The sequence below is a fragment of the Streptomyces sp. WY228 genome (assembly GCF_019287315.1).
In the GTDB taxonomy this organism is placed as follows: domain Bacteria; phylum Actinomycetota; class Actinomycetes; order Streptomycetales; family Streptomycetaceae; genus Streptomyces; species Streptomyces caviscabies.
The window spans coordinates 3,220,330-3,246,550 of record NZ_CP079114.1; the positions used below are offsets into that span (position 1 = coordinate 3,220,330).

23 protein-coding genes and 1 tRNA gene are annotated in these 26,221 nt (G+C 71.5%); 18 read left to right on the top strand and 6 right to left on the bottom strand.

Going from position 1 to position 26,221, the window contains the following annotated elements:
• Positions 1-133: 133 nt before the first annotated feature.
• The 7 genes from KV381_RS13890 to KV381_RS13920 all read left to right on the top strand — a co-directional run bounded on the left by KV381_RS13890 (position 134) and on the right by KV381_RS13920 (position 6,387).
• Positions 134-1,048 carry a helix-turn-helix transcriptional regulator gene (locus KV381_RS13890; RefSeq protein ID WP_098026598.1) on the top strand — a complete coding sequence of 305 codons (915 nt, stop codon included), beginning with the start codon at positions 134-136 and terminating at the stop codon, positions 1,046-1,048.
• The gene (locus tag KV381_RS13895; RefSeq protein WP_158688325.1) at positions 1,011-1,130 is read left to right on the top strand and encodes a DUF397 domain-containing protein; all 120 of its coding nucleotides are present in this window, start codon (positions 1,011-1,013) and stop codon (positions 1,128-1,130) included. Before KV381_RS13890 ends, KV381_RS13895 begins: the two co-directional genes overlap by 38 nt.
• 487 nt (positions 1,131-1,617) lie before the next feature.
• Entirely contained in the window at positions 1,618-3,606 is a 1,989-nt protein-coding gene (locus KV381_RS13900) for an ATP-binding protein (RefSeq protein WP_218785305.1), read from the top strand.
• Between the two features lie 157 nt (positions 3,607-3,763).
• Positions 3,764-4,180 (top strand): roadblock/LC7 domain-containing protein, encoded by a 417-nt coding sequence (locus KV381_RS13905; RefSeq protein WP_030086256.1) that lies wholly within the window; start codon positions 3,764-3,766, stop codon positions 4,178-4,180.
• Entirely contained in the window at positions 4,177-4,533 is a 357-nt protein-coding gene (locus KV381_RS13910) for a DUF742 domain-containing protein (RefSeq protein ID WP_030086365.1), read from the top strand. The genes KV381_RS13905 and KV381_RS13910 overlap by 4 nt, the downstream gene beginning before the upstream one ends.
• Positions 4,514-5,128, top strand: coding sequence for an ATP/GTP-binding protein (locus tag KV381_RS13915; RefSeq protein ID WP_030086258.1), 615 nt, complete (start codon positions 4,514-4,516; stop codon positions 5,126-5,128). Before KV381_RS13910 ends, KV381_RS13915 begins: the two co-directional genes overlap by 20 nt.
• The gene (locus KV381_RS13920; RefSeq protein WP_030086260.1) at positions 5,125-6,387 is read left to right on the top strand and encodes a cytochrome P450; all 1,263 of its coding nucleotides are present in this window, start codon (positions 5,125-5,127) and stop codon (positions 6,385-6,387) included. The genes KV381_RS13915 and KV381_RS13920 overlap by 4 nt, the downstream gene beginning before the upstream one ends.
• Before the next feature lie 87 nt (positions 6,388-6,474).
• Here KV381_RS13920 and KV381_RS13925 read toward each other — a convergent pair whose 3' ends face one another.
• From KV381_RS13925 to KV381_RS13940, 4 genes are all read right to left on the bottom strand, one after another.
• A complete protein-coding gene (locus KV381_RS13925) occupies positions 6,475-7,626 on the bottom strand; it encodes a cytochrome P450 (RefSeq protein WP_030633151.1) in 1,152 nt (383 codons plus the stop codon).
• A gap of 205 nt (positions 7,627-7,831) precedes the next feature.
• Positions 7,832-8,746, bottom strand: coding sequence for a cellulose-binding protein (locus KV381_RS13930; RefSeq protein ID WP_218785306.1), 915 nt, complete (start codon positions 8,744-8,746; stop codon positions 7,832-7,834).
• A 271-nt stretch (positions 8,747-9,017) separates the two neighbouring features.
• Complete coding sequence (locus KV381_RS13935) at positions 9,018-11,672, bottom strand: SUKH-4 family immunity protein (protein WP_218785307.1); 2,655 nt, start codon at positions 11,670-11,672, stop codon at positions 9,018-9,020.
• Positions 11,673-11,677: 5 nt separating this feature from the next.
• Positions 11,678-12,655, bottom strand: coding sequence for an SMI1/KNR4 family protein (locus tag KV381_RS13940; RefSeq protein ID WP_030633156.1), 978 nt, complete (start codon positions 12,653-12,655; stop codon positions 11,678-11,680).
• A gap of 235 nt (positions 12,656-12,890) precedes the next feature.
• Between KV381_RS13940 and KV381_RS13945 the strand changes: the two genes are divergently transcribed.
• Entirely contained in the window at positions 12,891-13,415 is a 525-nt protein-coding gene (locus KV381_RS13945) for a YwqJ-related putative deaminase (protein WP_030086269.1), read from the top strand.
• A 10-nt stretch (positions 13,416-13,425) separates the two neighbouring features.
• A complete protein-coding gene (locus KV381_RS13950) occupies positions 13,426-13,929 on the top strand; it encodes an SUKH-3 domain-containing protein (protein WP_030086271.1) in 504 nt (167 codons plus the stop codon).
• A gap of 187 nt (positions 13,930-14,116) precedes the next feature.
• Here the strand turns inward: KV381_RS13950 and KV381_RS13955 are convergent, their stop codons facing one another.
• Positions 14,117-15,439: a sensor histidine kinase gene (locus KV381_RS13955; protein WP_218785308.1), complete on the bottom strand. Its 1,323-nt coding sequence runs from the start codon at positions 15,437-15,439 to the stop codon at positions 14,117-14,119.
• 156 nt (positions 15,440-15,595) lie between these two features.
• Between KV381_RS13955 and KV381_RS13960 the strand changes: the two genes are divergently transcribed.
• From KV381_RS13960 to KV381_RS13990, 7 genes are all read left to right on the top strand, one after another.
• Positions 15,596-16,489 (top strand): hypothetical protein, encoded by an 894-nt coding sequence (locus KV381_RS13960; protein WP_218785309.1) that lies wholly within the window; start codon positions 15,596-15,598, stop codon positions 16,487-16,489.
• Positions 16,490-16,561: transfer RNA gene (locus KV381_RS13965), tRNA-Gln, on the top strand.
• A gap of 108 nt (positions 16,562-16,669) precedes the next feature.
• Complete coding sequence (gene glmU / locus KV381_RS13970) at positions 16,670-18,118, top strand: bifunctional UDP-N-acetylglucosamine diphosphorylase/glucosamine-1-phosphate N-acetyltransferase GlmU (protein ID WP_086779488.1); 1,449 nt, start codon at positions 16,670-16,672, stop codon at positions 18,116-18,118.
• Between the two features lie 120 nt (positions 18,119-18,238).
• Entirely contained in the window at positions 18,239-19,216 is a 978-nt protein-coding gene (locus KV381_RS13975) for a ribose-phosphate diphosphokinase (RefSeq protein WP_006125162.1), read from the top strand.
• A gap of 209 nt (positions 19,217-19,425) precedes the next feature.
• Positions 19,426-20,016 (top strand): 50S ribosomal protein L25/general stress protein Ctc, encoded by a 591-nt coding sequence (locus KV381_RS13980; protein ID WP_030086279.1) that lies wholly within the window; start codon positions 19,426-19,428, stop codon positions 20,014-20,016.
• 125 nt (positions 20,017-20,141) lie between these two features.
• Positions 20,142-20,735: an aminoacyl-tRNA hydrolase gene (gene pth / locus KV381_RS13985; protein WP_030086280.1), complete on the top strand. Its 594-nt coding sequence runs from the start codon at positions 20,142-20,144 to the stop codon at positions 20,733-20,735.
• 113 nt (positions 20,736-20,848) lie between these two features.
• Positions 20,849-21,319 carry a hypothetical protein gene (locus KV381_RS13990; protein ID WP_218785310.1) on the top strand — a complete coding sequence of 157 codons (471 nt, stop codon included), beginning with the start codon at positions 20,849-20,851 and terminating at the stop codon, positions 21,317-21,319.
• 63 nt (positions 21,320-21,382) lie between these two features.
• Here KV381_RS13990 and ppc read toward each other — a convergent pair whose 3' ends face one another.
• Positions 21,383-24,112 (bottom strand): phosphoenolpyruvate carboxylase, encoded by a 2,730-nt coding sequence (gene ppc, locus KV381_RS13995; RefSeq protein ID WP_030086285.1) that lies wholly within the window; start codon positions 24,110-24,112, stop codon positions 21,383-21,385.
• A gap of 403 nt (positions 24,113-24,515) precedes the next feature.
• On the opposite strand from ppc, the gene KV381_RS14000 reads away from it, so the two are divergent.
• Both KV381_RS14000 and KV381_RS14005 read left to right on the top strand, forming a co-directional pair.
• Entirely contained in the window at positions 24,516-25,511 is a 996-nt protein-coding gene (locus tag KV381_RS14000; protein WP_218785311.1) for a fatty acid desaturase, read from the top strand.
• On the top strand, positions 25,508-26,194 hold the full coding sequence (locus tag KV381_RS14005) for a TetR/AcrR family transcriptional regulator (RefSeq protein WP_030086289.1): 687 nt from the start codon (positions 25,508-25,510) through the stop codon (positions 26,192-26,194). Before KV381_RS14000 ends, KV381_RS14005 begins: the two co-directional genes overlap by 4 nt.
• Positions 26,195-26,221: the final 27 nt, after the last annotated feature.

Consider the following 26,221-nt stretch of genomic DNA (forward strand, 5'->3'; position numbering starts at 1 on the left):
TGCGGGTTCCGTGACGTTCTGTACTCAAGAGTCGGCAGTGCGGCCTAGCCTCGGAAGGTGACAGCGCCTTACCTTGCAGTCCGTAAGGAACGGAAGTATCGCCGTGGCCAAAGCAATTGACCCGCAGTCCTCCATGGCCGCCCTCTTCGGATCGCGCGTACGCAAGTTACGCGTGGCGGCCGGACTCACCCAGACCGAAGTGGGCTCGCTGACGCATGTGGTCGGCAGCCGCATCGCCCAGATCGAGCGCGCGACCGGCGCGAAACCGACCCTGGAGCTGGCCCGTGCCATCGACAGGGCGCTGGTCGCGGACGACCTGCTGATCGACCTGTGGCCGTATGTGCACCGGGAGGCGTTCCCGGACTGGTCGCAGGCGTTCATCGCGTACTCGGCCCGTGCGGCGGTGATTCGCGAGTACGCCTCGCACGCCGTGCCCGGTCTGCTGCAGACCCCGGAGTACGCGCGTGCGCTGCTGAGCGTGGGCCACTCGCTGCGCGACGCCGATCATCTGGAAGAACGCGTCGCGGCCCGGCTCGACCGCCAGGTGCGGCTCACCGGCCCGGACCGGCCGCAGCTGTGGATCATCCTCGACGAGGCCGTGCTGCGCCGGCCGATCGGCGGATCCGCCGTGATGCGCGGCCAGTTGGAGAAGCTGCTGAGGATGGCCGAGGAGCCCGGCGTCACGATTCAGGTGCTGCCGTTCAGTCAAGGCGCGCACGGCTCGTTGGGCGGTTCGCTCACCGTGCTGGTGATGCCGGACGGCACCGAGGTCGCCTACACGGAAGGTGCGCACCAGGGCCGGTTGACCGAGGAACCGGACGAGGTCGAACGGTTCGTTCTGACTTACGATCAACTCAGGGCGATGGCGCTGCCGCCGCTGATGTCACTCGCCTTGATTCGATCCGTACTGGAGGCCGATTACCGTGCAGCGAGTGTCCCGTCCCGATCTGACCGCCGCCGCCTGGCGCAGCAGCAGCTACAGCAACCAGGAGGGCGGCAACTGCGTGCAGGTGGCCGACGGATTCCCGGGCCTCGTCCCCGTCCGTGACAGCAAGAACCCCACCGGCCCGGCCCTGGTCCTGACCACCGCCGCCTGGACCGCGTTCGTCACCGGAGCCGTCGTCCGCTGAAGCGCCTCTCCAGCGCCGGATTCACTGAAGCACCGCCCTGTGTCGGTTCCGCTTCAAGGTCTTCCTGTTTACTGGTGTCATCACCCCTTTACCGGCCCCATTCCGGATCAATAGGCGGCACCCGGCGCACGCGAATGGCGTGACGAGGTTTTTCGGATTGACTGAAAAAGATTCCTCCACACGGGTCATTCCGCTCCACAGTCGGCACCGCCGACCGACGGCGAGCAGTGTGAAGGCGCCTGCCAGCGCGGGATTCCGCTTCCCGATTACCACAACATCACTGGCCCACCGGTCGCTTCTCGACAAAATCACTCTGCCTACGGACTATGCCGCTCACCGGATCATCCGGTGCATCAGGATGTCTACGATGAGGTCGCTCCTTGCCGGGAAACGGTTGGTTCCGCTTTCCCCCGAATCACCAAGGTGATCTGCACCTTCTCGGAGCGGCCGCACACCTTCTGCTCGGTAGATCTGAGGGACCGCATCCATGGCAAAACCCGTACCAGCCAGTCAGCGGCGGCAGTCGAACGCACCGAAGGCGGCGATAGCACCGCTTGTGACCGTGTTGTCGGTGAGCGCCGTCGCCGGAGCCGTGGCGGTGCCGCTGGCTCCTTCGCAAGCGCGCGGCTGGGCGGCAGTGGTGGTGACCACCGCCTGGGTGGTCCTGGCCCTCGCGCTCGCCGTCGCCCACCAGGTCACACGGCGGACGCTGCGCACGGCCGCCACGCAGACGGCCGAGGCCGAGCGGCTCAAGGCCTCGCTGACCGCCCTCGAAACGGACACGGCGCACACCGCCGACGTCGCGCTGCCCGCGCTGATCAGACTGGTACGCGGCGGCTGGAAGGCGGCCGACGCCCTCGGCCAGGTTCCGCTGCCGCGCAGCCCGCGCCAGCGGAAGCTGCTGCACGTCCTCGCGACCACGGTCGAGGAGCAGGAGCGGCAGACCACCGCGCTGCGGACCGAGAGCACGCGATTCCGCGCGGAGGCCGAGGCGTTGACCGCGCAGCTCCGCGAGGAGCTGCACGCCCTGACCTCCGAGGTCGAGCGCTTCGGCCGCGAGACGCTGCCGACCGTCACCGCCAGGCTCCGTGAGGGCGAGTCCGGCGCCGGTGTGCGGGCCGAGGTCCAGCTGCCCGAACAGCCGGTCCTGCGCGGCCCGTTCGAGGACGTGATCCGGGAGCTCGCGCTCGGCGAGCGCCGTGCTCTCGCGGCCACGACCGCGTCGGCCAAGGCGCTCAGTCGCGTCCAGGCGAAATCCGTCAGCATGCTGGCTGACCTGCGCGGCATGCAGGAACGTCACGGCGAAGAGGTGTTCGGCGATCTGCTGAAGCTGGACCACAGCACCTCGCAGCTCGGCCTGATGACGGACCGGCTGGCGCTGCTCATGGGCGGGCGGCCCAGCCGCGCCTGGAACAAGCCGATCGTCATGGAGAGCATCCTGCGCGGCGCGGTCGGCCGGATCGCCGCCTATCAGCGCGTACGGCTGCACTGCTCCTCCGGCGTCTCCATCTCCGGCTTCGCCGCCGAAGGCGTCATGCACCTGCTCGCCGAACTGATGGACAACGCCGCCAACTTCTCACCGCCCATCGACGAGGTGCACGTCTACGTCGAGGAACGCGGCACCGGCATCGTTGTCACCATCGAGGACAGCGGCCTGAAGATGGCCGACGCGGCGATGCGGCGGGCGGCGGACTCCGTCGCCGGGCGGATGACCGACCTGGCGACCCTCCAGGGCACCCGCCTGGGCCTCGCGGTCGTGGGGCGGCTCGCGCTCAAGCACCGGATCAGCGTCAACTACCGGCCGTCCTCGCGCGGCGGCACCGGTGTCGTCGTCCTGCTGCCGAGGCATCTGATCGCGCAGGAACCCCGCGAGAACCAGCAGGCGCTGGGCCATCACGCGGCCGCCACGCCCGCGACGGCGACACCGGCTCCTGCCCCCGCCGCCACCGGAACCGCCACCGCCCCGGCACCGGCTCCCGCGCCCGTGACGCCGTCCCTGCCCGACGCCGTGCCGGGATCCGTGCCCGGGTCCGTACCGGGAGCCGTGCCCGAGACCGGCACGGAACCCTTCGCGCCCGCCGCGCACGCCGCACCCACCGCCGTACCGCCGTCACCGGCCCCGCCTCCCGCGCCATCGCCCGCGCTCCCCCCGGCGGACGAGCACCTCGTGGTCCGGCCGCGGCGCGAGCCCGAGTCCGAGCGCGGGGCCGCCCGGCCGGCGGCGACCGGCTCCACCCCCGGCGGCCTGCCCGTACGCACGCCCGGCCGCACCATGGCCGAGGCGGACCGGGAACGCGGCCGGCATCGCGGCGCGCCCGCGCCCTCCTCTCCGGCGGTGCCGCGCGGCGACACCCCTCGGACCTCGCCGCCCCGCAGCGCGGGCGACCAGTTCGGCGCGTTCCACCGCGGCCGGAAGTCCCCGGGCGCATCAGGAGGACCGGACAGCCCGACCTCACCGCCGCCCTCCGCTCCGTAACCCGGGCCCCGGAACCCGTCACCCGGGTTCCGGAACGCACCTCCGTACGGTGTCCGGCCCCCCGGACGCGATCCGCTCGCCAGCTCGCTCGAACATCCGAGATTGGAGGTACGGGCCCCCGGCCGGTTCCCCCGGCGCCACGGACCCGTCACTCATCATGCAGACCACAGACACCAGCCTCACCTGGCTCCTGCAGAGGCTGCTGGAGCAGACCCCCGGAACGCGGCACGCCCTGGCCCTGTCCCGCGACGGGCTCAAGCTCTGCTGGACCGAGCACCTCACCCTCGACCAGGCCGACCAACTGGCCGCGATCTGCTCGGGCATGCAGGCGCTCGCGCAGGGCGCCTCCATCGAGTTCGGTGACGGATCCGGCGGCGTACGGCACTCGATGACGGAGTTCCACGGCGGCCTGCTCTTCATCGTCGAGGCCGGTGAGGGCGCGCACCTCGCCGTCGTCGCCACCGAGGACGCCGACCCCACCGTGGTGGGCCACCAGATGACGCAGATGGTCGAGCAGATCGGCGAACACCTGCGCGCCGCACCACGCGGCGAGGCGCGAGGGAGCGGGTCATGACCCGCCGTCCCGTCGACACCGGCGACCCCGACCGGCTCTACACCGTCACCGGTGGGCGCAGTCGCTCCGCGGACTCCTTCGACCTGGTGACCCTCGTGGTCAGCGAGTCCCGGCCGACCGCCGGAATGCAGTCGGAGCACGCGCGGATCCTCGAACTGTGCCGCCACCCGACCGCCGTCGTCGAGATCGCCGCCGAACTCTCGCTGCCTGTCACCGTGGTGCGCATCCTGCTCGACGATCTGCACGCCATGGGCCGTATCACCGCCCGCCATCCGCGTACGGCCGCCTCGCGCACCGCGCTGCCCGACTCCGAACTGCTGAAGGAGGTGCTCCATGGCCTCCGTAAGCTCTGAGCTGCCGGGCGAGCGCACACCGCTGGCCGACGCCGCGGAAACCGGCCTGAAGATAGTCGTCGTCGGAGGGTTCGGCGTCGGCAAGACCACACTCGTCCGCTCGGTGAGCGAGATCCGGCCGCTGAACACCGAAGAGGTCATGACGCAGGCGGGCGTCGGCGTCGACGAGACGGACGGCGTGGACGCCAAGACGACCACCACGGTCGCCTTCGACTTCGGCCGCATCAGCCTCAACGAGCGCATCGTGCTGTACCTGTTCGGCGCTCCGGGCCAGGAGCGCTTCTGGTTCCTGTGGGACCGGCTGTTCTCCGGCACGCTCGGCGCGGTGGTCCTCGTGGACACGCGGCGGATGGACGACTCGTGGTACGCGATCGACCGGCTGGAACACCACGGCACCCCGTTCGTGGTGGCGGTCAACCGCTTCGACGACGACCACGTCCACTCGCTCGACGAGATCCGCAAGGCCCTGGCGCTGCCCGAGCACATCCCGATGATCGACTGCGACGCCCGGGTCCGGCGGTCCAGCAAGAACGTACTGATCACGCTCGTCGACCATCTGCGCACGATGGCCATCGCCCGGGAGACGACACCATGAGCACCTCCAGCCCTTCCTTCGACACCGGTGCCGGCACCGGCTGCCCGGTCGCCCCCGGTGCGGTGCGGCTCGCCGGCGCCTCCTACCAGCAGACGCCCACCGAGCTCTACCGCTCGCTGCGGCGGGAGCACGGCGCGGTGGCGCCGGTCCTGCTCGACGGTGACGTTCCGGCCTGGCTGGTGCTCGGCTACGCCGAACTGTCCTACGTCACCACCCACGACGAGCTGTTCGCCCGGGACTCCCGCCGCTGGAACCAGTGGGACAGCATTCCGCCGGACTGGCCGCTGCTGCCGTACGTCGGCTACCAGCCGTCGGTACTGTTCACCGAGGGCGACGAGCACCGGCGCAGAGCCGGGGTCATCACCGAAGCGCTGGAAGGCATCGACCAGTTCGAGCTGGCCCGCGACTGCCGGCGCATCGCCGACCAGCTCATCGCGGAGTTCGCCGGCAGCGGCCGTGCCGAGCTGATGAGCGACTACGTCCACGCGCTGCCGATGCGGGCCGTGGTCCAGATGTGCGGCATGCCGGTCTCGGGCGCGGACACCCAGCAGTTGGTGGACGACCTGCGGATCTCGCTCGACGCGGACGAGGGCGACGACCCGGTCGCGGCGTACGGCCGGGTCGGCGAGCGACTGCGCCAACTGGTCAAGGACAAGCGGGCGGACCCCGGGCCCGACGTCACCTCGCGGATGGTGACGCACCCGGCGGGCCTCGCGGACGAGGAGATCGTCCAGGACCTGATCTCGGTGATCGCCGCGGCCCAGCAGCCCACCGCGAACTGGATCTGCAACGCGCTGCGGCTGCTGCTGACCGACGAACGCTTCGCGGTGAACGTCTCCGGCGGCCGGCTCAGCGTCGGCGAGGCGCTCAACGAGGTGCTGTGGCTGGACACTCCGACGCAGAACTTCATCGGCCGCTGGGCCGTACGGGACACCCAGCTCGGCGGGCGGCACATCCGGGCGGGCGACTGCCTGGTCCTGGGGATCGCCGCGGCCAACACCGACCCGGAGATCTGGCCGGAGTCGTACGTCGGCGCCGAGAACTCCGCCCATCTGTCGTTCAGCAGCGGCGAACACCGCTGCCCCTACCCCGCACCGCTGCTGGCCGATGTGATGGCCCGTACGGCGGTGGAGACGCTGCTGGAACAGCTGCCGGACCTGATGCTGGCGGTGGAGTCGGCGGAGCTCTCCTGGCGTCCGTCGATCTGGATGCGCGGACTGTCGGCGCTGCCGGTGCAGTTCAGCCCGATGGCGCAGTAGCGGAAGCGGCGGCTTTACCGGCAGCGGCAACCGTGGTGCGGGCGGCCGGAGTTCACGGCTCCGGCCGCCCACGGTCGACGGTTCCGGTCAGCCGGACACCGGCGTGAAGCGGACCGGCAGGCTCTGCGGGCCGCGGGTGAAGACACCGTGCTCGACCGGGTCGAAGCCGTCGGCGGGCCGCAGATCCGGCATGGCGTCCAGCAACTGGTCGACACCGACCTCGACTTCGGCCTTGGCCAGCAGAGCGCCGACGCAGAAGTGCCGCCCGAGCGCGAAGGCCAGATGGTCGGCCGCCGCCGAGAAGGCGTTCGTGGCGGTCAGGTCCTCACGGAAGATGTCGAAGACGTCCGGGTTGCCGTAGCGGTCCTCGTCCCGGTTGGCGGAGCCGATCAGACAGGTCACGGTGGCGCCCGCCGGTATCGTGCCGCCGCTCACCTCCACGTCCGTCGCCGACTGGCGCATGATCATGTGCACCGGCGGTGTGTAGCGCAGCGTCTCGGCGAAGGCGCGGGCTATCAGGCTCCGGTCGGCGCGGACCGCCGCCAACTGTTCCGGGTGGGCGAGGAGGTTGGCGAAGATACCGGCGATGGCCTTGTCGGTGGTCTCGCCGCCGGCCGCCAGCAGCAGACTGCAGAACGCCTTGACGTCCTCGTCGCTCATCCGGACCCCGTCGACCTCTGCCGTGCACAGCGCCGACAACAGGTCGTCGCCCGGCGCCTCACGCCGCTTCCGGATGATCGGCAGCATGTACTCGGCGAACTCGACGCGGGTACGTTCGCCCGCCCGCGTCACGTCCTGGTCGCCGGAGAGATTACCGAGAAAAGCGATGACGGCCGTATACCAGCCGTGAAATCGCTCATGGTCGGATTTGTCGAGACCGAGCATGTCCGCAATGACGTTCACGGGAAAGCGGGTGGCGTAGTCGGCGACCAGGTCGACGGAGCCGGAGGCGCGGAACCCGTCGATCAATTCGCGCGAATTGCGCTCGATGACCGGTAAGAACTTGTCGCGCAGTTCGCTGCCCCGGAAGGCGGGCGCGACCAGCGCCCGGCGCACGGCGTGTTCACGCCCGCTGAGCTGGAGTATCGTCCGCCCGTGCACGGGCTCGATCTGCCAGTCGTAGTTCTCGGTGGTGAACTCACCCGCCTTGTCCTTGAAGACGCGCTCGACGTCCTCGTAACGCGATATGACGTAGCTCCGGGTGGCTTCGTGCCACAGGAGCGGCGTGTCATGACGCATGAGGCGATATGCCTCGTACGGGTCTCTCTCGAACTCGGGTGACAGAATGTCCGGCGCTGGGACCGACATGAACACTCCCTTGGGCTGCAAACGAGAACGGATAACTGGCCAGACCAATCAGCTCTCGCGAACAGGTATTCGTCAAGGGTTGCCGTCCGTTGCACACCGGCCCGACGCGGGTTCGGTCGGGCCGGCCCAGGAGCGCTCAGCTCTCGTCGTCCGGCCCGTCCGGCCCCGCCGCCACCCGTCCGGTCAGCGCCGCCAGCGAGCTGCGTACGTGCGCCATGTGCGCCTGGACCTCCTCGCGGCCCTCCTCGTGCTCGCGCAGGATCCGCTCCGTCTCCCGGACCACCCGCTCCTCGCGGACCCGGGCCTCCGACAGGATCTCCGCCGCCCGCGCCTCCGCGTCCTCCTGGCCGTGCCGGGCCGCCTCCTGCACGGCGGCGAGGTCGCGGCCCGCCTCCGCGAGCAGGGCCTCCGCCCGTTCGGTCAGCGCCGTGTGCCGGGCTTCCGACTCCGCCTCGGCCGCCGCGATGTCGGCCTCCGCCGCCTGCTGCCGCTCCGTGTGCTCCTGGTCCTGGTGGGCCAGCACGCTCGCCGTACGGCTCCGGGTCTGCGCCATCGCCGCCTCGGCCGCCCCGCGCACCTGCTCGGCCTCCTCGCGGGCCGCGGCGAGGATGCCCTCCGCCTCCCGGACCGCCCCGGCGACCCGCTCCTCCGCCGCCGCCACGGCGGCCGCGCGCACCGCGTCCGCCGCCTCCCGGGCCGCCTCCCCGGCCGCCCGGCCCTCGGCGTCGGCCGTGTCCGCCAGCTCCTGGCCCGCCGTCTCCGCGTCCGCCCGCAGCGCGGCGGCCTGCTCCCGCGCCAGCCCGAGAATCCGCTGGGCCCGCTCCCCCAGCTCCGCGTAGTCCGGCTCGGGCAGCGCCGCCGCGGTCTCCGCCAGCCGGGCCGCCTCGCCCGCCAGCTCCTCCGCCAGCGCGGTCAGCCGCGAGACCTCCGCGAGCGCGCTGTCCCGCTCGGCGGTCCGGGCGGCCACCGCACGGTCCACCTGCTCCGGACGGTAACCACGCCCCCGCACGCCGACGACGTCGAACGACGCGGACACCGGTCCAGCACTCATAGCCTGAAGCCCCTCTACGACCTACGGACACACGGACGCACGGATACCCGCGGGCCACCCCGCGATACGTCAAGGATGCGGCAATTGGTGCCGGAAGTCGGAATCGATCAGCGGCATTCAGGCCGGAAGCGACCGGCATCACAGACCCGGGCGAACCGGTGGTCATCGGCCCGCGCCCATCGGCCGGGCGGCCCGGCGCACGACGAGGCGCCCGGACCCTCTCCGGGTCCGGGCGCCTCGTACACCCGCGCCGTTCAGTACCGCGTACGGCTCAGATCAGGCCGTCCCACATCTGCTCCAGCAGCACCGACCACCAGCTCTCCGGCGACGCCAGCGCCGCCGGGTCCAGCGCCACCAGCTGTGCCTGGAAGTCGACGGTCCAGCGGCCCGCCTGCTCCGGGTTCAGCCCGAACCTCAGCCGCCACATCCGGCCCAGCAGCGCCATCGACCGCACGAACTCCGGCAGCCCGGTGTTCACGAACTGCGGCGGCACCGACTGCCCGCCGGGCCCCGCCTCCACCGGAACGGCCACGATGTTCGCCGTCCCGTACTGGACGCAGAGCGCCTTGCCGAAGTCCGTGCCCATCACCAGGTACGACCCCGCGTCCGGCGCGGCCTGCACCTGACGCTGCGCCGCCAGCTCACCCAGCGTCGGCACCACCGGCTGCCCCGGCTGCGCCCAGAAGAACGGCCCGAAATCGGCGGGCAGCCCCGCCCAGACCAGCGTCTGCGCGACGATCTCGGGCACACCCTGACGGGACACCGCCCGCTGGTCGAACCGCAGGATGCCCTGCGGCCCGAAGGCCTGCGCCAACTCCTCGGCCACCGCCTCCGGCGGCAGCGCGGGCGCGGGCGGCAGCTGCGGCAGCGGCGCGCGCACCGGTGCGGGCCGCGCCGGGCCGTCCGCGACCTGGTGCAGCTCGCCCTGGTGCGTCAGCAGATGCTGCATGCCCTGCTGCCGGCTGGCGTGATCCGTGCCGTACGGGGCGACGCTGGTGATCCGCACCTGCGGCCAGGTCTCCCGGATCATCCGGGCGCAGTAGCCGCCCGGCAGCTCGCAGGACTCCAGCTCGGTGTGGAGCTCGATGACCTGCTGCGGCGGCACGTTCATCGCCCGCAGCTCGTGCAGCATCTGCCACTCGGGGTGCGGGGTGCCCGGCGCCGAGCGGCGGATCAGCTGCTGCTCGCTGCCGTCCGGCGCCCGGTACCGCAGCACGGCCTGGTAGCCGGGGCCCACGGTCGGCTGACCGGTGGGCTGCTGCGGATAGCCGTACGCCGGGGGCGGCGGGGTGTGCGGACCCGGCGGCGGACCGGGCGGGCCCGGCGGCTGCGGTACGGGACCGGGGGCGCCGACCGGCGAAGCGCCCGGGGCACCGGGCGGACCGGGCGGGCCGGGAGGACCGACCTGACCCGGACTCGCGAACATCGTCTCCGCGTGGTGCACCCCGCCACCCGGAGGCGGCGTGGCACCGGGCGGCGGACCCGGCGGGCCGGGCGGCTGCGGCGCACCGGGAGCACCCGGAGCACCGGGCGGACCGGGAGGCTGCGGGGCGCCGGGGGCGCCGGGCGGGCCCGGCGGCCTGGGCGCACCCGGGCCCGGCAGACCCGCGCCGATGCTGCTTCCGTCGGCGAGCATCGTCGCGGCGTGGTGCACGCCACCGCCCGGAGGCGGCGTGGAGCCCGGCGGCGGACCGGGCGGTCCGGGAGGCGGAGTGGAACCCGGGGGCGGCGTCGCGCCGGGAGCACCGGGCGGACCCGGAGGCGCGGGAGGCCCGGGCGGGCCGAGCTGGGAGACGAGCTGAGTCGGGACGTACCCGCCCGCCGGGGCCCCGGGCGCACCCGGACCCGAAGGCGGCGGCGTGGCCCCCGGCGGCATACCGGGGATCCCGGGCGCACCGGGCGGCGGCGGGGTCGACGGACCGCCACCACGCGCTCCGCGCGGCGGCACCACGGCCTTGCTGGTGGCCGCGTCGGCGATGTCACCGGCCCCGTCCGAGGCGCCCTGCTCCGGCCGGAGCGCGGGCGCCACCTGCGTACGCGGCAGCTGGCTGCCCCCGGACATCAGCGCGGTGGGGGCCTCCGCCGGGACGACCGGCGGCGGGGCCTCCTCGTCGTCCGTCCCCGACAGCGGCGGCGCGAACACCGTCGCGGGCAGCGGGACGGCCGCGTCGTCGGAGTCGGAGTTGGTGTCCGTACCCGCCCAGGGGGTCGCCCCGGCGGGCACGCCGTCGGAGGCCGTGGGCTCGTAGGCGTCGCCACCACCGGCGGCGGGCCACGAGGCGGCGGAGCCCCCGACGGAAGGAGAGGAAGGAACGGAGGGAGAGGAAGGAGGAGAGGGGGGCGGAGGCGTCGGGGACACGGCGGCCGGACCGGGAACAGGAGTCCCGCCCGAAGCCGACGGGGCCGGGGCCACGGCCGGAGACGGCTCGGCGGCCCGCGCACCCGGGTTCGCCCCCGGGACCACGCCCGGGTTCGCGCCCGAGTCCGCATGCGACGCCGGGGCCGACTCCGACTCCGGCCCCGCATCCCGCCGCTCCGCACGGTGATCCGGAATCCCCAGCTTGTCCGCCGCCTCCTGGAGCCACTCCGGCGGAGTCAGCAGGAACGACGTCTGGTTCAGATCCACCCGCTGCGGCGGCTCCGCGGCGGGGACCGGCGCACCGGCCGGAGCGCCGTACTCCTCCTCGTACCGCCGGATCACCTCGCCCACCGGCAGCCCCGGCCACAACGTGGCCTCGCCGCTGTCCCGGGCGATCACCAGCCGCTGACGGCCGCCGTCCGAGACGGGACCCTCGGCCCGGTCCTCGGCCCAGACCACGAAACCCAGCTCGAACTCACGGACCCGCACCTCACGGTGCTGATACGCGGGCACGTCACCGTTGACCCACTCGTCCGCCCGCTCCTGCGCCTGCGCGAAAGTCACCACCGCGCTCACCCCTCCACCGGGACGGCGCGCGCGAAGCCGCCGTCCACCATCAGGTTCGCCACGGTCTCCAGCTCCGGCGGATTGCCCGCCAGCCGCTGCAGGAAGGCGTCGAAGTCCGTACCGCAGGGCAGCAGCAGCCGCTCCACACGCTCCTGGACACTCCAGCCGTCCTGGTCCCGGGCATCGTCGTACGGGCAGAACCACACCGAACCGACGTCCTGGCCGCGCACCTTCACCGCCAGAATCCCGCCCTGGACGAACGCGACGCCCAGGTAGTCCTTGGTGAAGTGGTCCCGCAGGCACTTGTTCACGTACACCAGGTCGTTCATCGCGGCCTCGTCACGCACCGTGAAGAACGGCTGGTCCACCAGCAGCCCCAGCTCCGCGTCGAGCGCGGCGCCCACCGGGGCCGAACCGCCGGCCGCCTTGAGGAAGGAGCGGTACGCGCCGGGCAGCCGGTAGCCGAGGTCCTCCTCGACGCCCTGCACCTGCTGCTCGCTCACCGCGACCGCGCCCTTGGGCAGCCGGAAGTGCGCCGGACGGGTCTCCTGCAACGGGCGGGTGCCCCGCCGGTTCTGGTCCACGTCCGTACCCGCCAGACCGCCGTGATGACGCAGCAGCGCCTTCACCTCGACCGGCACCAGCTCCATCCGCCGGCCGCCCGGCACGTGGTGCCAGGTCCAGCCGTGCGGGGTCGCCACCGCGGGAATCGTGTCCCACAGGTCGTGACCGCTCGCCGCCATCGCCGCGTTCGCCGACACGTAGTCGGTCAGGCGCAGCTCGTCGATGCCGAAGCCCGGAGGCGGATCGGCGATCTCCGCGGCGGCGCGCGCGTACGGCGAAAGAACCGGGTGGCCGCTTCCGTCCATCCGCACCCCTGCGGGGTGGCGGGCCGCCCGGACCGGGTCCGGGAAGTTCACGACCTGCCCGGCATAGGCGGCGTTCGGTGGCGCGGCTTGCTGCCCGAGCCGACCTGTCGTCATGGCTGATGCCCCCTGCTGCGTCCGGTGTTCCGCACAGCCTAAGCGGTGGGGCAACAGGGGGTCCCGCCCCGCCGGTTCCGTCACGAACGGTCACATTCGCGTGACGGTGAGGCGACGGTCTCGCACCTTCGGGCGACACGCAGACACGTTTCCCCGCCCCAGCTTCCCCACCACCTGGCACATTTGGCAGGCTGTCCCCGCAACTCGGGGGATTGCAGGGAGGGACGTCAGCACGATGCATTCGACACAAACCGTCACATCAGGGGATCCGCGACTCACCTGGAGCAGCACCGAGACCAGCCGTACGCCACGACTGATCCACCGCCGCGACGGGATCCTTCCCGCGGTGGCCGCCGCCCTGTCCGTACGCGGCGAGACGCTGACCTGCACCGCGGGCAAGGGGGACCAGCCGCCGGTGCTGCACCCGCTCGTCCAGGACTTCCTCGACACCCTCACCAGCGGCCAGCGCGAACGCTTCACCGGGCGCTGCCCCGAAGCGATACTCCTCTCCCGTCAGCTCACCGCCGCCGAGAGCGGGCGCTCCAAACGCGCCCAGCGAAAACCCCTGACCAACGGGGAAGCGCGCCGTGCGCTCAAGCACTCACGGCTCACCGCCCGCCGTATCCGCGAGGACGGCGATCCGCTCCACGGCAGCTACGCACCGCCCTGCCGCTCCTGCTCGGCACTCCTGTCCCACTTCGGCGTACGCCCCGTCGACCTGACCTCCACCGGCGCCGCGACCACCGCCGAGAAGGGCTGACCGCCCACCGATGCACGACCGTCAGCAGCACAACACCTCCACCACCCGCTTCCCCGTCGCCGTCGACGCCGCCCTGCGCGAGGCGGGCTGGCAGCCCGGGCGCTGGGACATCCGCCAGGCGGAGGAATGGGCCGACGCGCTGCGCTCCCACGCCTCTCCGGCCGGCCACCGGCACGCGGTCTTTCCGGCGGCGGTGGAGGCCTGGGCGGAGTTCGGCGGCCTCCACATCACGGCGTCCGCGCCGGGCCGGCAGATCGCGCCCGCGTCGGTACGGATCGACCCGCTGAGCGGGCTGCACCTGGCCCGGACGCTGGGCGACCTCGGCCGCGCCCTGGAGACGGAGGTCAGTCCGCTGGGGGCGGAGGGGGAGGAGCAGGCGGTGCTGGCGATCGATACGGAGGGCCGGGTGTACAGCATCGATCACACGGGGGACTGGTTCCTGGGCCAGGACATCGACGAGGCCCTGGCCACGCTGGTAACGGGCACCCAGCCGTCCCGCCTGACGTCGCCCTAGCCCCGGGTGCCTCCAGCCCGTGCGGCGCTTGAGGACGGAACCGTTGCTCGGGACGAACGGGCACCATCGCTTCCCGGCCAGGAAAAGGTGCTGCCACCCCACCACCAGGGTTCCGTCCTCAAACGCCGGACGGGCTGAAACGGGCTGGCCCTCAAACGCCGGACGGGCTGAGACGGGCTGAAAGGGGTCAGGCCCCGCCCGAGCCGTCCGGGAGCACCGCGGAGACCCGGAAGCCCCCCGCGTCCGTAGGACCGGACACGAACACGCCCCCCAGCCCCTGCACCCGCTCCCGCATCCCCACCAACCCGTTCCCCCCACTCGGCAGCCCCGCATCCGCCGCCGCCGAGTCCGAGGGCCCGTTCTCCACCTGCATCGCGACCTCGGCGTCCCGGTGCGCCAGCCGCACCCACGTCTTCGCGCCCGCCGCATGCTTGTGCACGTTCGTCAGCGCCTCCTGCACCACCCGGAACGCCGTCTGCTCGACCTCCGGCGGATACGGCCGCACCGCACCGTCCACCGACATCTCGACGGTCATCCCCGCCTGCCGCGACTGCGCGACCAGCGCCTCCAGCTCGTCCAGCCGGGGCCCGTCCTCCGAGGCGGCGGCAGCTGCGGCCGCGGCCACCTGCTTCACCGACGCCAGCGGAACCGCACCCGCCGCGGCCGGCGCCGTCAGCGCGTCCCCGGTCCGCAGCACCCCGAGCATCTCGCGCAGCTCCGTGAGCGCCTGCCGGCCCATGTCGCCGACCAGCGCCGCGTTGCGCACCGCCTTCGCCGGGTCCTTCGGCGCGACCGCCTGGAGGGCGGCGGCGTGGACCACCATCAGGCTCACCCGGTGGGCGACCACGTCGTGCATCTCCCGGGCGATCCGGGTCCGCTCCTCCGTACGCGCCCACTCGGCCCGCTCCTCGGCCCGGTCCGCGAGCAGCGACAGCTCCCGCTCCAGCGAATCGGCCCGCTCCCGCAGGCTCTCCATCAGGCGGCGCCTGGCCCCTATGTAGAGGCCGAACAGCACGGACGGGGCCGTCAGCCCCACCGCCATGAAGACGGACATCAGCGGGACGTACCAGTCCCCCGGCCCGAAGTCGGCCTGCTCGGCGACGCTCTGGCGCAGCCGTACGTAGGTGACGATGAACGTCCCCACCAGCGCCATCCCGGCCAGGACGACGGTGATCCGGCGCGGCACCTCGGACGCGGCCAGGGTGTAGAGGCCCACGAGGGCCATCAGGAAGCCCATCTCGGCGGGCGTCATGGCGATCGTCACGAGCACCACGGCGATCGGCCACCGCCGGCGTACCAGCAGCACCGAACCGGCAAGAAGCCCGAACACCACGCCCACCGGCACCGGAATCCCGGTGTTCCGGGCGAACTCCACCCCCTCCAGGCCACACTCCAGCGCCGAAACCAGCGCCAGTCCCACGTCCAGGGCGACACTGCGTCGCCGCTCCCACCACCAGTAGCCGCGGGTGGTCGATCCCGCCGCTTCCCGGTCTGCCCCCGTTGCGGTCATGGCATCCAGCCTACGGGCGGACGCATCTCATTTTCGGGTGACCGGCAACAGCACGTTCCGCATTCGAACAGGCACGAAACGCATGCCGATCGCCTGAAATAGCGAATCGACCACGCTTTCGACCCGGACGTTCGGATTCCGGACAACGATCCGCGTATGACGGAGACCACAGGCAAGTACGCCGACTTCGAGGGCTTACGCGAGCGGGCGGTGGCGCTGCGGAGGGAGGGGCTGAGCCGCCGCCAGATCCGCGACCGGCTCCACGTCGACAACAACGACATCCTCAACCGCCTCCTGCAAGGCGAGCCCGCACCGGAGTGGACGAAGCGCCCGAACGCCAAGGACGACGTACGGGAGAAGGCTCGCGAGCTTCGGCTCCGGGGCATGACCTACGACCAGATCCAGGTGGAGCTGGGGTGCTCGAAGAGTTCGATCTCCCTGTGGGTACGGGACCTGCCGAAGCCGGAGCGCAGCCGTAGCGCCATCGAACAGGCGCGCCTCGCGGGGCGCATGCGCTGGGACCATGAACTGGCGGTCCGAGACGCCGAACGGCAGCGGACGAAATCTGCCGCGCGGAAGGAGACCGCGACCATGTCGGACCGTGAGCTCTTCTTTGCCGGTATCGCCCTGTACTGGGCGGAGGGCAGTAAGGACAAGACCTACGACCGGCGAGAGAACGTCACTTTCATCAACAGCGATCCGGATGTCATAGCCGTCTATCTGGCCTGGCTGGATCTGCTGGACGTATCCCGCGACCGTCTCTCCTACCGGGTGATGATCCACGAAACTGCCGACGTCCCGGCCGCCGAGAGCTACTGGGCCGACCTCGTCGGCATCGACGTTTCCGCTCTCCACAAGACGACGCTCAAGAAGCACAACCCGAAGACGGTCCGGAAGAACGTGGGCGATTCGTACCGAGGGTGCTTGGTCATCCGCGTCGCCAAGGGTGCGACCCTCTACCGCCGCGTCGAAGGGTGGTGGTCGGGGATCGCGGCAGGTGCCACCTCTCGGCTCATGAGCGGTGATCGACCCGGTAGGGTTGAGGCGTGATCCGCCGTGGGGTAGCGGCATCCCGCAGGCCTTTGGAGCCTTGAGACGCTGGTTCGAATCCAGCCGGCGGAGCTCACGCATCGGGCCCCGACCACACCGGTCGGGGCCCGCCCCCGTTTCCACCGGAAACACCCCCGGTATCCTGCGGATGACCACCACCCGAAGCCGAAGGGCACATCCGTGAGCGCAACCAGCCCGGCAGCCGTCGTCGTCCTCGCAGCGGGTGAGGGCACCCGCATGAAGTCGAAGACCCCCAAGGTTCTGCACGAGATCTCCGGGCGCTCGCTCGTCGGACATGTCGTCGCCGCCGCCCGTGAGCTGGCCCCCCAGCACCTCGTCGTGGTCGTCGGACATGCCAGTGAGCAGGTCACCGCGCATCTCAACGCCGGCGACGCCCCCGTGCGCACCGCCTTCCAGGCCGAGCAGAACGGCACCGGGCACGCCGTCCGTATGGGGCTCGAAGAGCTCGGCGGCTCCGTCGAGGGCACCGTGATCGTCGTCTGCGGCGACACCCCGCTGCTGTCCGGCGCGACGCTCGGCGCGCTCGCCGCCACCCACGCCGGCGACGCCAACGCGGTCACCGTGCTCACCGCCGAGGTTCCGGACTCCACCGGTTACGGGCGCATCGTGCGCGACCCCGCCACCGGTGCGGTCACCGAGATCGTCGAGCACAAGGACGCCACCGACGAGCAGCGGGCGATCTCGGAGATCAACTCCGGGGTGTTCGCGTTCGACGGGCGGCTGTTGGGCGACGCGCTGGCCAAGGTGCGTACCGACAACAGCCAGGGCGAGGAGTACCTCACCGACGTGCTCTCCATCCTGCGCGAGGCCGGGCACCGGGTCGGGGCGTCCGTGGCGGGCGACCACCGCGAGATCCTCGGCATCAACAACCGGCTCCAGCTGGCCGAGGCGCGCCGGCTGCTGAACGAGCGGCTGCTGGAGCGGGCGATGCTCGCCGGGGTGACGATCGTCGACCCGGCGTCCACGTTGATCGACGCGACCGTGACGTACGAGCGGGACGCGGTCGTGCACCCGGGGACGCAGCTGCTGGGGACCACGCATCTCGCGGAGGACTCCGAGGTGGGGCCGAACTCGCGGATCGAGGACACCCTCGTCGGCGCCGGGGCCCGGATCGACAACACCGTGACGCTCTCGGCCGAGGTCGGGCCCGGGGCGTCCGTGGGGCCGTACGCCTATCTGCGGCCGGGCACCCGGCTGGGCACGAAGGCCAAGGCCGGTACGTACGTGGAGATGAAGAACGCCACGATCGGGGAAGGGACGAAGGTCCCGCACCTGAGTTACGTCGGTGACGCGACGATCGGCGATCACACCAACATCGGTGCGGCGAGCGTCTTCGTGAACTACGACGGCGTCGCCAAGCACCACACGACGATCGGCTCCCACTGCCGCACCGGCTCCGACAATATGTTTGTGGCACCGGTCACGGTGGGGGACGGCGTTTACACCGCCGCCGGGTCGGTCATCACGAAGGACGTGCCCGCCGGTTCGCTGGCCGTGGCGCGGGGCCAGCAGCGGAATATCGAGGGTTGGGTGGCCCGGAAGCGTCCGGGCAGCGCGGCCGCTCAGGCCGCTCAGGCGTCCGGGCAGGAGACCGACGGCCAAAGCTGACCGGAAACAGGTGCGCCGGTGACGGCGTACCGTGATAGATGCTCACCCCATTTCGGCTGGCTCGTTGCACATCGGGACCTATGCGTGCAGCGCCAGATACACGTCTGAGGAGACTGTGCTGTGACCGGGATCAAGACGACCGGCGAGAAGAAACTGATGCTCTTCTCCGGCCGCGCCCACCCCGAGCTGGCCGAGGAGGTCGCCCATCAGCTGGGAGTCGGACTCGTGCCGACGAAGGCTTTCGATTTCGCCAACGGTGAGATCTATGTGCGGTTCCAGGAGTCGGCACGTGGCGCGGACTGCTTCCTGATCCAGAGCCACACGGCTCCGATCAACAAGTGGATCATGGAGCAGCTGATCATGCTGGACGCGCTGAAGCGCGCCTCGGCCCGCTCCATCACGGTGATCGTGCCGTTCTACGGGTACGCCCGCCAGGACAAGAAGCACAAGGGCCGTGAGCCGATCTCGGCCCGTCTGGTGGCGGACCTGATGAAGACGGCGGGTGCGGACCGGATCCTCACCGTCGATCTGCACACGGACCAGATCCAGGGCTTCTTCGACGGCCCGGTGGACCACCTGTTCGCGCTGCCGATCCTGGCGGACTACGTGGGCGCGAAGGTCGACCGTTCCAAGCTGACGATCGTGTCGCCGGACGCGGGTCGCGTGCGCGTCGCCGACCGCTGGTGCGACCGACTGGACGCGCCGCTGGCGATCGTGCACAAGCGCCGCGACAAGGACGTGCCGAACCAGGTCTCCGTCCACGAGGTCGTCGGCAACGTCGAGGGCCGCGTCTGTGTGCTGGTCGACGACATGATCGACACCGGTGGCACGATCTGCGCCGCCGCCGACGCCCTGTTCGCGCACGGCGCGGAGGACGTCATCGTGACGGCGACGCACGGGGTGCTGTCGGGTCCGGCGGCGGACCGGCTGAAGAACTCGAAGGTGAGCGAGTTCGTCTTCACGGACACCCTGCCGACCCCGGGTGAGCTGGAGCTGGACAAGATCACGGTGCTGTCGATCGCGCCGACGATCGCGCGTGCGGTGCGTGAGGTGTTCGAGGACGGTTCGGTGACGAGCCTCTTCGAGGAGCAGGGCTGACAGCAGTGACGATCATCCTCGGGTGATCCACTTTGGGGTGCGGCCTCCCCGCCGGGTAGACTCAGCGAGTTGCTCGGCGAGGGAGGCCGTACCCGTGTGTACGGCGGTCCGTTATCGACGCGCTCTTCGTAGCAGGTCTGTCGTGGGCCGGGTGACCGTTCGAGTTCCGTCACCCCCGACGGCTCTCCGTACCTGACGAGGAGTGCACCATGGCCGAGATCAAGCTCGCCACCGAGGTCCGTACCGAGTTCGGCAAGGGCGCCGCCCGCCGCGTCCGTCGTGACAACCGCGTTCCCGCGGTCGTCTACGGCCACGGCGCCGAGCCGGTCCACGTCACCCTGCCGGGCCACGAGCTGCTGCTGGCGCTGCGTACGGCCAACGTGCTGATCGGTCTGGAGATCGACGGCAAGGACGCGCTGGTCATCCCGAAGGCCGTGCAGCGTCACCCCCTCAAGGGCACCATCGAGCACGTCGACCTGCTGACCGTGAAGCGCGGCGAGAAGGTCCAGGTCGAGATCGCGGTGCACGCCGAGGGCGACCTGGCGCCGGGCGCCAACCTGCTGGAGTTCGTCCAGAACACCCTGCTGGTCGAGGCCGAGGCCACCCACATCCCCGAGTCCGTGACGGTCTCCGTCGCGGGCCTGGACGCCGGTGACTCGATCGTCGCCAAGGACATCGCGCTGCCCAAGGGTTCGACGCTGGCCGGTGACGAGGACGCCATCGTGATCCAGGTCGTCGCCGCGCAGGCCGAGGAGCCGTCCGCCGACGAGGCCGCCGAGGGCGAGTCCGCCGAGGCCTGAGCCTCACCGCTCAGCGTTCCACCTGCTTGACTGACGGGGTGGTGGTTCCCTTCCGGGAGCCGCCGCCCCGTTTGCCTGTGCCGTAAGCCGTAAGCCGTAGTCGTCACCGAGGAGACCGAGCGCTGATGTCCGACGCCACCGACCCCTGGCTCATCGTGGGCCTGGGCAATCCGGGTCCCGACTACGCGGCGAACCGGCACAACGTCGGGTTCATGGTCGCCGATCTGCTGGCGGCCCGGATCGGCGGGAAGTTCAAGCGGGCGCAGAAGGCGCAGGCGCAGGTCCTGGAGGGGCGGATCGGTCCGCCGGGTCCGGCGAGCCGGCGGGTGATCCTGGCGAAGCCGATGTCGTACATGAACCTGTCGGGCGGGCCGGTGACGGCGCTGCGGGACTTCTACAAGGTGCCGACGGACCATGTCGTGGCGGTGCACGACGAGTTGGACGTGGACTACGGGGCGCTGCGGCTGAAGCTGGGCGGCGGCGACAACGGGCACAACGGGCTGAAGTCGATGACGAAGGCGATGGGTCCGGACTATCACCGGGTGCGGTTCGGGATCGGGCGGCCGCCGGGGCGGATGCAGGTCGCGGATTTCGTGCTGAAGGACTTCTCGTCGACGGAGCGCAAGGAGCTGGAGTTCCTGGTGGACCGGTCGGCGGACGCGGTGGAGTGTCTGCTGGCGGAGGGGCTGGAGCGGGCGCAGAGCGCGTACAACTCCTGAGCGGCGGGCCGTTGTCCCCCGCCGCGTACAACTCCTGACATTCCCTTCCCTGGTGGGGCGTTTTTCGGCCACAGGTTGACCGGGGGTGCGGGTCTGGCCAAGGATCGGCCCCCATGAAGCGGAGCTCTTCCCGGCGTGCGGCGGTCGCGGGCCGTCGGGCGGCCATGGGGCTGGTCGTCCTGGTGCTGCTGGTCGCGGGTGCGTGGTCGTCGTGGGACACCGCGCACCACATCGTTCTGGCCAAGGGCCGTGACCACGGGACCGTGACGGTGACGGGGTGCGGCGAGGACACCTGCACCGGGTCGTACGAGCCGGACTCGGTGTCGCGGGAGCGTGCGCGGGTGACGCTGGACGCGTCCGTCGCGGCGCGGAAGGGGGATCGTTTCCCCGTGGTGGTGAAGCCCGGTACCGATGCGGTGGTCCGCACGGGGCTGCCGGGCTTTCTGCATGCCTGGGTGCCGTTGGGCGGGGCGCTGGTGCTGGCCGCGTTCGTGATCGGCGGCGGGCTGCGGCTGACGCGTACGGCGTGGGGTACGGGAACGGCGGGGGCGGCCCTGCTGGTGGCGACGTTCGTCGCGCTGTAGCAGGACCGCCCCGGGGCGTTCCGTACGGCCGGCCGGTGTTGACCGGTCAGCCGGTGCTGACGGTCAGCCGGTGTTGCGCAGGCCCGCCGCGACACCGTTGACGGTGAGCAGCAGGGCGCGGGAGAGCAGCGGGTCGGGCTCCTCGCCGCGTTCGGCGGCCTGGCGCTGGCGGGCCAGCAGCGAGACCTGGAGGTAGGAGATCGGGTCCAGGTAGGCGTCGCGGATGGCGAAGGTCTGCTGGAGCACCGGGCTGGTGCCGAGCAATTCGGTGGATCCGGTGACCTTGAGGACTTCGCTCACCGTGAGCGCGTGCTCGGCCTCGATGGCGTCGAAGACGTGCTTCAGCTCGTCGGGGACGAGCGTGTCGACGTAGTGCCGGGCGATGCGCAGGTCGGTCTTGGCGAGCGTCATCTCCACGTTGGAGAGGAAGTTCCGGAAGAAGTGCCAGTGCTCGTGCATCTCTTCGAGGACGGTGTCGAGTCCGGCCTCGCGCAGGGCCTTGAGGCCGGAGCCGACGCCGTACCAGCCGGGCACGATCTGGCGGGACTGGGTCCAGCCGAAGACCCACGGGATGGCGCGGAGGCCGTCGAGCGAGACGCCGGAGCCGGGGCGGCGGGAGGGCCGCGAGCCCAGGTGCAGGTCGGCGAGCTGGTCCACCGGGGTGGAGGCGAGGAAGTACGCGGGCAGGTCCGGGTCCTCGACGAGCTTGCGGTAGGCGCCGTGGGCCGCGTCGGAGACGGTGTCCATGGCCGCGTCCCAGCGGGCGAGGGCCTCGTCGGACTGGCGGGGCGCGGTGTGCAGGGCGGAGGCCTGGAGGGTGGCCGCGACGGTCAGCTCCAGGTTCTCGCGGGCCAGGGCGGGGATGAGGTACTTGTCGGAGATGACCTCGCCCTGCTCGGTCACCTTGATCTCGCCCTCCAGCGTGCCCCAGGGCTGGGCGAGGATCGCGTCGTGGGAGGGGCCGCCGCCGCGGCCGACGGTGCCGCCGCGGCCGTGGAAGAGGCGCAGCCGTACGCCGTAGCGGTGGGCGACGTCGCGGAGGCGTCGCTGGGCGCGGTGGATCTCCCACTGGGAGGTGGTGATGCCGCCGAACTTGGAGGAGTCGCTGTAGCCGAGCATGACCTCCTGGACGTCGCCGCGGAGCGAGACGAGGCGGCGGTAGGAGGGGTCGGCGAGCATCGCGTCGAGGATGACGTCGGCGGCCTTGAGCTCGTCGGTGGTCTCCAGGAGCGGCACGATGCCGATCTTGGCCCAGCCGGCGTGCAGGTCGATCAGTCCGGCCTCGCGGGCGAGGACGGCGGCGGCGAAGACGTCGTCGGCGCCCTGGCACATCGAGATGATGTAGGACTCGATGACCTCGGGGCCGAAGCGTTCGAAGGCCTGCTTGATGGTGTGGAAGACGCCGAGGGTCTTCTCGCCGGCCGCGTCGAGCGGGGCCGGGGTGGGGGCCAGCGGGCGGCGCGAGCGCAGCTCCTTGGCCAGCAGCTTCTGCCGGTAGTCGCGGGGCATGTCGGCGTAGCGCCAGGACTCCTCGCCGAGCCGGTCGAAGAGCTGGCCGAGGGCGTGGTGGTGGGCGTCGGCGTGTTCGCGTACGTCCATGGTGGCGAGCTGGAGGCCGAAGGCGGCCAGGGTGCGGATGGTGCGGTCCATCCGGCCGTCGGCGAAGAGGCCGCCGCGGTGCTCGCGCAGGGAGGTCTGGATGAGCTCCAGGTCGGCGAGGAGCTCGGCGGTGCCGAGGTAGTCGCAGCCGGGGCGGTGGGGGGTGCCTTCGGCGAGGCGCTCGCGGGTGTTGACGAGCTTCTGCCGGATGCAGGTGGCCTTGAGGCGGTAGGGCTCCTCGGCGTTCAGCCGCTTGTAGCGGGGGCTGATGCCGGGGAGGCGTTCCAGGTCGGCCTGGAGGGAGGTGAGGAGTTCCTCGGTGGCTCCGGCGTAGCGGATGGAGTTGGAGAGGAGGCCGCGGAGGTGGTCGATCATCTCCAGGGCGTCGGTGATGCCGTGCTCGTGCTGGAGGATCAGGACGTCCCAGGTGACGGCGGGCGTCACGTTGGGGTTGCCGTCGCGGTCGCCGCCGATCCAGGTGCCGAAGGTGAGGGGGCGGGTGCCGGCGGGCAGTTCGACGCCGACGCGGTCCAGTTCGGCGGCGAGGTCCTCCAGGACGTCGCCGACGGCGTTGGCGTGCAGCTCGTCGAGGTAGTAGATGGCGTTGCGGGCCTCGTCGGCGGGCTCCGGGCGGACGACGCGGAGTTCGTCGGTCTGCCAGATGAGGTCGATGTTCTCGGCGAGCCGGAGGTCCAGGCGACGGCGGTCGGCCTCGATGGCCGGGGTCTCCAGGAGGGCCGCGATGCGGCGGAGCTTGTTGAGGACGGAGCGGCGGGCGGCCTCGGTGGGGTGTGCGGTGAAGACGGGGCGGACGTTGAGGTTCTTGACCGTCTCGCGCAGGTGCTCGGGGTCGGCGTCCTTGAGCCGGTCGGCGGTGCGGGCCAGCAGGCCGCCCTCGGCCGAGCGGCGGTCGCGCATCTCGTGGGCGCGGTGGACCTGCTCGGTGACGTTGGCGAGGTGGAAGTAGGTGGAGAAGGCGCGCACGAGCTGGGCGGCGGTCTCCAGGTCCGTGTCGCCGAGGAGCTCGGCGGCGGCCTCGCCGTCGGTGCGGGTCAGGGCGCGGACCCGCTCGACGAGGTCGAGGAGCTCCTGGCCCTCCTGGCGGACGAGGGTCTCGCCGAGGAGGTCGCCGAGGCGGCGGATGTCGGCGCGCAGCGCGGGGCTGGCGGCAGGGGTCTGGTCGGCACTGCTCACAGTGTGCGGCTCCTTGCAGTGAATGAGGAGGTGCGTTCGCTTCGCCGTCCCCCTGTGTCCGGTGGTGGGGGGCGGGTGGCGGGGTCCGGGGCCCTGCGGCTGGCAGCGGTGCTGTCGCCACGCCCCGACGAGCGGGTGCGGACCGCGCTGTCCGACGCTCCCAGGATAGGTGTCGTCGCAGGCGGCGTGTCCGTTGCCCCGGCGGGGGTCGCGGTCGCCGCCCGGGGAGACACCCGGGCGGTTGTCCCCTACCCCGGAGGCGGGCGGGCTACCGCGTGGGACGGGTGGGAGCGGCCTCTCGTGTTGTGGGGCCCGTCACTGCCATACTTACCAAGCCGTAGGTTACGGAACCGTAGCCACGGCGGTCCTGGTACCGCTCCCTCACCCTCCGAGGTATTCCCCGATGCCGAGCACTCCCCATGCTCCCCATGTGATCGACGAGACCGAGCCGCCCGGGCCCGCCGCGGCCCCGCTGCCCTCCGCGACGCTGGGCGGCGACAGCAAGCGCTCGATCGAGCAGTTCGCGCTGCTGGCGTTCATCGTGGTGCCGTTCGTGGCGCTGGTCGCGGCGGTGCCGCTGGCGTGGGGGTGGGGGGTGAGCTGGCTGGATGTGGGGCTGCTGGTGGCGATGTACTTCATCGGCTGCCACGGGATCACGATCGGCTTCCACCGGTACTTCACGCACGGTTCGTTCAAGGCGAAGCGGCCGCTGCGGATCGCGCTGGCCGTGATGGGCTCGCTGGCGGTGGAGGGGCCCCTGGTGCGGTGGGTGGCCGATCACCGCAAGCACCACCGGTTCTCGGACGCGGACGGCGACCCGCATTCGCCGTGGCGGTTCGGCGAGACGCTGCCGGCCCTGATGAAGGGGCTGTGGTGGGCGCACATCGCGTGGATGTTCGACGAGGAGCAGACGCCGCAGCAGAAGTACGCCCCCGATCTGATCAAGGACCCGGCGATCCGGGCGGTCTCGCGCCACTTCCTGACCTTCACGATCGTCTCGCTGGCGATTCCGCCGCTGGTCGGCGGTCTGGTGACGATGTCGTGGTGGGGTGCGGCGACGGCGTTCTTCTGGGGTTCGCTGGTGCGGGTCGCGCTGCTGCACCATGTGACCTGGTCGATCAACTCGATCTGCCACGCGGTGGGCAAGCGGCCCTTCAAGTCCCGTGACCGGTCGGGGAACGTGTGGTGGCTGGCGGTGCTGTCGTGCGGCGAGTCGTGGCACAACCTGCACCACGCGGACCCGACGAGCGCGCGGCACGGGGTGATGCGGGGGCAGATCGACTCCAGCGCCCGGCTGATCCGCTGGTTCGAGAAGCTGGGCTGGGCCCATGACGTGCGGTGGCCCGATGCCGCGCGTATCGACTCCCGGCGCACGTCCGTCCCCGCCGACGCGGCATGATTGACGACGTGGCGACCGACTCCAGCACGAGCAGCGAGAAGAGCAGGCCCTCCCCCTCCCGGCGGGCCCGGCGGGTCCGGATGACGGGCAAGGAGCGCCGCGAGCAGCTGCTGGACATCGGGCGCGCCCTGTTCGCCGACAAGGGCTTCGAGGGCACGTCGGTGGAGGAGATCGCGGCGCGCGCCGGGGTGTCCAAGCCGGTGGTGTACGAGCACTTCGGCGGCAAGGAGGGGCTGTACGCCGTGGTGGTCGACCGCGAGATGCGGCAGCTGCTGGACATGGTGACGGGGGCGCTCACGGCGGGCCATCCGCGGGAGCTGCTGGAGCAGGCGGCGTTCGCGCTGCTGGACTACATCGAGTCGTACACGGACGGTTTCCGGATCCTGGTGCGGGATTCGCCGGTGGCGCAGTCGACGGGCACGTTCGCGTCGCTGATCAGCGATATCGCCACGCAGGTGGAGGACATCCTGGGCCTGGAGTTCAAGGCCCGGGGCTTCGACCCGAAGCTGGCCCCGCTGTACGCGCAGGCGCTGGTGGGCATGGTGGCGCTGACGGGCCAGTGGTGGCTGGACGTGCGCAAGCCGAAGAAGGCGGAGGTCGCCGCCCATCTGGTGAATCTGTGCTGGCACGGGCTGGAGAACCTGGAGTCGAAGCCGCGCCTGATAGGGCACCGGAAGAGCTGATCGCGTAACCCTTCCGCACGTCGTCAC